General features: G+C 76.0%; 4 protein-coding genes and 2 pseudogenes. 2 read left to right on the top strand and 4 right to left on the bottom strand.

Annotated elements, in window-relative coordinates:
- Window positions 1-493 (top strand): annotated as a pseudogene (locus ACSNOB_RS31275) (hypothetical protein); the annotation flags it as partial.
- Between the two features lie 79 nt (window positions 494-572).
- Here ACSNOB_RS31275 and ACSNOB_RS31280 read toward each other — a convergent pair.
- The 4 genes and pseudogenes from ACSNOB_RS31280 to ACSNOB_RS31295 all read right to left on the bottom strand — a co-directional run bounded on the left by ACSNOB_RS31280 (window position 573) and on the right by ACSNOB_RS31295 (window position 4,861).
- Entirely contained in the window at window positions 573-2,156 is a 1,584-nt protein-coding gene (locus ACSNOB_RS31280) for an ATP-dependent DNA ligase (RefSeq protein ID WP_436690962.1), read from the bottom strand.
- A gap of 55 nt (window positions 2,157-2,211) precedes the next feature.
- A complete protein-coding gene (locus ACSNOB_RS31285; protein ID WP_091103798.1) occupies window positions 2,212-2,418 on the bottom strand; it encodes a hypothetical protein in 207 nt (68 codons plus the stop codon).
- A 77-nt stretch (window positions 2,419-2,495) separates the two neighbouring features.
- Window positions 2,496-3,848 carry a dipeptidase gene (locus tag ACSNOB_RS31290; protein WP_436690966.1) on the bottom strand — a complete coding sequence of 451 codons (1,353 nt, stop codon included), beginning with the start codon at window positions 3,846-3,848 and terminating at the stop codon, window positions 2,496-2,498.
- 36 nt (window positions 3,849-3,884) lie between these two features.
- Window positions 3,885-4,861: pseudogene (locus tag ACSNOB_RS31295) on the bottom strand (uridine kinase family protein).
- Between ACSNOB_RS31295 and ACSNOB_RS31300 the strand changes: the two are divergent.
- On the top strand, window positions 4,796-5,197 hold the full coding sequence (locus tag ACSNOB_RS31300; protein WP_436690964.1) for a rhodanese-like domain-containing protein: 402 nt from the start codon (window positions 4,796-4,798) through the stop codon (window positions 5,195-5,197). The pseudogene ACSNOB_RS31295 and the gene ACSNOB_RS31300 overlap by 66 nt on opposite strands.
- The last annotated feature ends 268 nt before the right edge of the window (window positions 5,198-5,465 follow it).

Below are 5,465 nucleotides of genomic sequence, written 5' to 3' on the forward strand. Positions count from 1 at the left end.
GTACGCCGCGCCGTACTCCGCCCCGCCCGCCGCGCCGTACTCCGCCCCGCCCGGCACGGCGGTCGCCCGGCCGGGGCCGCACCCGCCGGTGATGGCGCCGGCACTGCCTGGCCCGCTGCCGGCCGGCTACCCGCCCGCGCAGGGCGCGGTGGCCGTGCAGATCGGCGAGATCATGGTGACCCCGCCGGTGATCCGTACGCCGGCCGGCGTGCTGCCGCTGGCCGGCGCGTCCTGGCACGTCAGCGACTACTGGCAGAAGGAGGAGAAGACCGCGCAGTGGGCGATCGTCTGCGCCATCGTCGGCTTCTTCTGCCTGACCTTCTTCAGCCTGCTCTTCCTGCTGATCAAGGAGACCCGGCACCACGGCACCGTCCAGGTCAGCGTGATGAACGGCGCCCACCAGTACGTGGCCCGGATCCCGGTCACCGACCAGGGCCAGGTGCAGCACATCAACAACCAGGTCAACTACGCCCGGTCCCTGTCGACCATGTGAGGCGGTCGCCGCGGCCCGCCGCGGCGCCGGCCCCCGGACAGGGACCGGCGCGCGGCGGGACGGCCGCCGGGTAGGCCGCTCAGCCGGTGACGCGGCCGGCGTGGATGGCGCGTACCGCGTCGATGGTGTCGGCCTCGGCCGCCGTCTTGTCGTCGCGGTAGCGCACCACGCGGGCGAAGCGCAGCGTCACCCCGCCCGGGTAGCGGGAGCTGGTCTGCACCCCGTCGAACGCGATCTCGACCACCTGCTCGGGGCGAACCCGCACCACCCAGTCGCCGCGCTCGACGGCGAGGGAGAGGAACCGCTCGGTCTGCCAGCGCAGCACCTCGTCCGTGAGGCCCTTGAACGTCTTGCCGAGCATCACGAAGTCGCCCGTGCGCGGGTCCCGCGCGCCCAGGTGCAGGTTGGACAGCCAGCCCTGACGCCGGCCGCTGCCCCACTCCACCGCGAGCACCACCAGGTCGAGGGTGTGCCGGGGCTTCACCTTCACCCAGGCGGCGCCCCGGCGGCCGGCGTCGTAGGGCGCGTCGGGCGCCTTCACCACGACCCCTTCCTGGCCGGCGTCGATCGCGGCGGCGAACGCCTCGCCGGCCCGCTCCGGGCCGTCGACCTCCATGCGGCCCACCAGCAACGAAGAGTCGACCGCGGCGGCCAGCGCCGCCCAGCGCTCCCGACCGGGCAGGTCGATCAGGTCGTCGCCGTCGAGGTGCAGCAGGTCGAAGAAGTACGGCGTCAGCACCGGCTCGCCGGTGGTCTCGGCGGCGGCGAGCACGGCCGGGGCGACCTGGGCGCGGCCGGTGGTGCTCGGCGTGGTGCGCCGCGCCGCCCGGCTCGACGTCTCCTGGAAGGGCAACGGCCGGCCCGTCGCGTCCAGCCCGATCGCCTCGCCGTCGAGCACCAGCTCGCGGGCGGGCAGCGCCCGCACGGCGGCGACCACCTCGGGCACCCGGGCGGTGATGTCGTCCAGGCTGCGCGTGAAGACGGCGATGTCGTGCCCGGAGCGGTGCACCTGGATCCGGATGCCGTCGAGCTTGACGTCGACCACGGCGGGCATGCCGGTGGCCGCCAGCGCCTCGTCGACCGAGGGCGCGCTCTGCGCCAGCATCGGCGCGAGCGGGCGGCCGACCCGGAGGCCGAAGGCGGCCAGCGCCGGCGCGCCGCCGTCGAGCGCGGCCACCGCGACCGCGCGCAGGTCGCCGGCGAGCAGCAGGGCCCGGCGTACGGCCGCGACCGGCACGTCGGCCGCGCGGGCCACCGCGTCGGCGAGCAGCCCCGCCTGGGCGCCCTGCCGCAGCTCGCCGCTGAACAGGCCGGTCAGCAGCCGCTGCTCCTCGACGGTGGCGGCCGCGTAGAGCGCGCCGAGCAGCGCCCGACGGCGGGCCTGCGAACCCGGCCCGTGCACCGCCGCGATCTCGTCGATGGCCGCGTCGACGGCGGCCACGGTCAGGGTCGGCTCGGCCGCCGGGGGCGGCAGGTCACGCAGGCTCGCCCAGCCCACCCCGGTCTGGCGCTGGCGCAGCTCGCCGGCCAGCCACCCCGCGCCGGCCGGAACCTCGTCGGAATCGAGCGCGCGCAGGGCCCCGGCGAGCAGCTCCACCTTGGCCCGCCGGGCACGGGTGGCGCCGACGGCGGCGGAGGTGGCTGCCAGGTCGAGGAACCGCACGGTTCCATCCTGCCAGCCACCCCCGACACCACCGGGCATTGCCGTGCCCGGGTGGTCAGGCCGAGACGGGTTCCTCGATGCGGAGCCCGCGGGCGCGGACCTCGTCGGCGACCCGGGAGAGCACCGTGTCGAGCGCGACCAGGGCGGCGGAAAGCTCGCCGAGCTGTTCCTTGAGCGTGTCCTCGGGCCACGCGGAGACATCGACGTCCCCCAGAGCGCTGACGGCGGCTTCGAGCCGGCTCATCACCTCGTTCGTACGCATGTACGAGAGGCTATAACAAGCCCGCGGCCGACACACCGCAAACTCCCACATCGACCCGGAAGTTACGGTTCCGACGCCTAACGCCCGTCGGCGCCCGCCTCGGCGACCTTCTTCAGCAACAGCGCCTCGGCCAGGCAGACCCGGGCGAACTCGCCGAGGTGCAGGCTCTCGTTCGGGCCGTGCGCCCGGGCGTGCGGGTCCTCGACGCCGGTCACCAGGATCGCGGCCTGCGGGAACATCTCCTGGAAAGTGGCGATGAAGGGGATCGAACCGCCGACGCCGATGTCCACCGGGTCGGTGCCGTCCCAGGCGGTCCGGAACGCCGAGCGGGCGGCGTCGAACATCGGGCCGGACGCGTCGATGACGCACGGGTCGCCGTCGTGCTCGAAGGTGACGGTCACCCGCGCGCCCCACGGCGCGTGCTTCTCCAGGTGCGCGCGCAGGGCCGCGTACGCCCGCTTGGGGTCGTCGCCCGGCGCGAGCCGCACGCTCAGCTTGGCCTTCGCGGCCGGGACCAGGGCGTTCGGTGCCTCGCCGGTGGCCGGGGCGTCGATGCCGAGCACCGCGAGGGCCGGCTTGGTCCAGAGCCGGTCGGTGATCCGCCCGGTGCCGATGAACTCGACGCCCTCGCTCAGCCCGGCCTCGGCGCGGATCCGCTCCTCCGGGTAGTCGACGCTCGCGCCCTCCCGGCCGACCAGGCCGTCGACGGCGACGTCACCGGCGTCGGTGTGCAGGGTGGCCAGCAGGCGGACCAGGGCGGTCAGCGCGTCCGGCACCGCCCCGCCGAACATGCCGCTGTGCACGGCGTGGTCGAGGGTGCGCACCTCCACGAAGCAGTTGACGATGCCGCGCAGCGAGGTGGTCAGCGCCGGTACGCCGATGTCCCAGTTGCCGGAGTCGGCGATGACGATGACGTCCGAGGTGATCTCGTCGCGGTGCTCGGCGAGCAGCCGCTCCAGCGAGTCGGAGCCGTACTCCTCCTCACCCTCGATGAAGAGGACCACGCCCACCGGGAGCGCGTCGCCGAACGCGCGCAGCGCCGCGACGTGCGCCATGATGCCCGCCTTGTCGTCGGCGGCGCCCCGGCCGTAGAGCCGGCCGTCCCGCTCCACCGGCTCGAACGGGTCCGACTCCCACAGCGAGAGGTCGCCGACCGGCTGCACGTCGTGGTGGGCGTAGAGCAGCACCGTCGGCGCACCGGGCGGGGCGGGCTTCTTCCCGATGACCGCCGGCTGGCCGCCGGAGCGCACGATGCTCACGTCGAGGCCGCAGCCGCGCAGCAGCTCGGCCACCGCCTCGGCGGAACGCTCCACGTGCGAGTGGTCGAAGCCCTCGAAGGCGATGCCGGGGATGCGGACGAGGCGTTCCAGGTCGGCACGGACGCCGGGCATCTCCCGCTCGACGGCGGCCCGGACCTCGGACTCGGACATGATCGGTGTGGTCATGACCGGCATCGTATGCCGGCCTTACCGTCCCGCACCGCCCGAGGCCGCGACGGCCCTGGTCGGGCCCCGCCGCACGTAGTACCGGGCGGCGTCGTGCGGCAGGGTCGGCGCCCCGTCGACCACCAGGTCGGCGCGGGCCTCGGTGCGGTCGGCGGCGAAGTGCGTCCGCTCCCCGAGGTGCCAGCGGCGCAGTTCCGGCAGGATCCCCGGGCCGTCCCGCCGCACGGCCCGAGTGAGTCGCAGCGGCGCCGGGGCGGTGACGAAGACGGCGAGGGTGCGGTCCGCCGCGGCCGCGGCCCGCGCCGCGCTGACCCCCTCGACCAGCAGCACCGGCGCGACCGGCACCGGCACCGGCCGGGGCAGGAAGGCCCGGCGGACCCAGCTGTACCGGCGGTACGCCCCCGGCCGCCCGGCGCGCAACGGCGCGAGCACGCACTCTTCGAGCCGGGACCAGAAGGTGAGCTGGTCGTCCCACCCGTCGAGCAGGTCGTCGGTGTGCACCACCGGCGGTCGCCCGCCGCCGGGCAGGCCCGCGAGGGCGTCCGCGAGCCGCGCCGCGAACACGCTCTTGCCCGCGCCGCTCGGCCCGTCGACCGCCACCAGCCGGGTCCGCCCCAGCCGCGCCGGCCCGGCGAGCACCCGCCGGGCCAGCCGCTCGTACGCCTCCATGACCGCCACCACCACGGGGCCGACGGTAGCGGGAGACGCGCACCGGGCCGGCGGTCAGGCCCGGTGCGCGTCGGGACCGGACCCGGACGACGGACGACCGGCGCGCGCGGCCCGTCGACCGGCTCCGGCGGCACCCGGGGCGACGTCCGGACGGGCACACCGATCGGGGGTCGCCCGAACGAGCGGTCGTCGGGCGGGCCGGGGCGTTCGGGCGGCGGAGCCGGGAACCGGTGCGGGATGATCGGCTGGTGTCCCACAGCGTGATGAGTCCGGGCGTCGACGCCCTGCTGGAACAGGCCCGCGCCGGGGTACGCCGGCTGACCCCGCACCAGACCGTCGAGGCGGTCCGCACCGGGGCGTTGCTGGTCGACACCCGCACCGACGTGCAGCGCCGGGAGCAGGGCGACCTCCCGGGTGCCATCGTGATCGACCGGACGGTGCTCGAATGGCGGCTGGACCCGGCCAGTGCCTGGCGCATCCCCGAGGCCACCAGCTACGACCTGCGGATCGTCGTGGTATGCCGGCACGGCTACAGCTCCAGCCTCGCCGTGGCGAGCCTGCGGGCGCTCGGCCTGCACCGCGCGACGGACATGATCGGCGGCGTGCAGGCGTGGCGCGAGGCGGGGCTGCCCATGTCCGACCGCCCGGCGGACGTCCGCTACTGACTCCGGCCGGCGAAGCCCGCGCGGGGTGGCCCGGCCCGCCCGGGCGCCGTCCAGCCCCTGCCGAGCCCTCATCGGACCACCGCCGGTGGCGCCGGAGCGCGCGACGCGGGGCGGCACGGCACGGAAGGCGCGCGGCGCGACTCACGGCACGAGCGCGCGCGACGCGGGGCGGCACGGAAGCGCGCGACGCGGGGCGGTGTCAGGGGGCGGGTGTGGCGCCGGGACCGCAACGACCACCCCAGCCCGAACGCCGGGCAGTGCGAGGCGG

Origin of the sequence: Micromonospora sp. URMC 106, from assembly GCF_051386395.1 — a bacterium.
Classification (GTDB): Bacteria; Actinomycetota; Actinomycetes; order Mycobacteriales; family Micromonosporaceae; genus Micromonospora.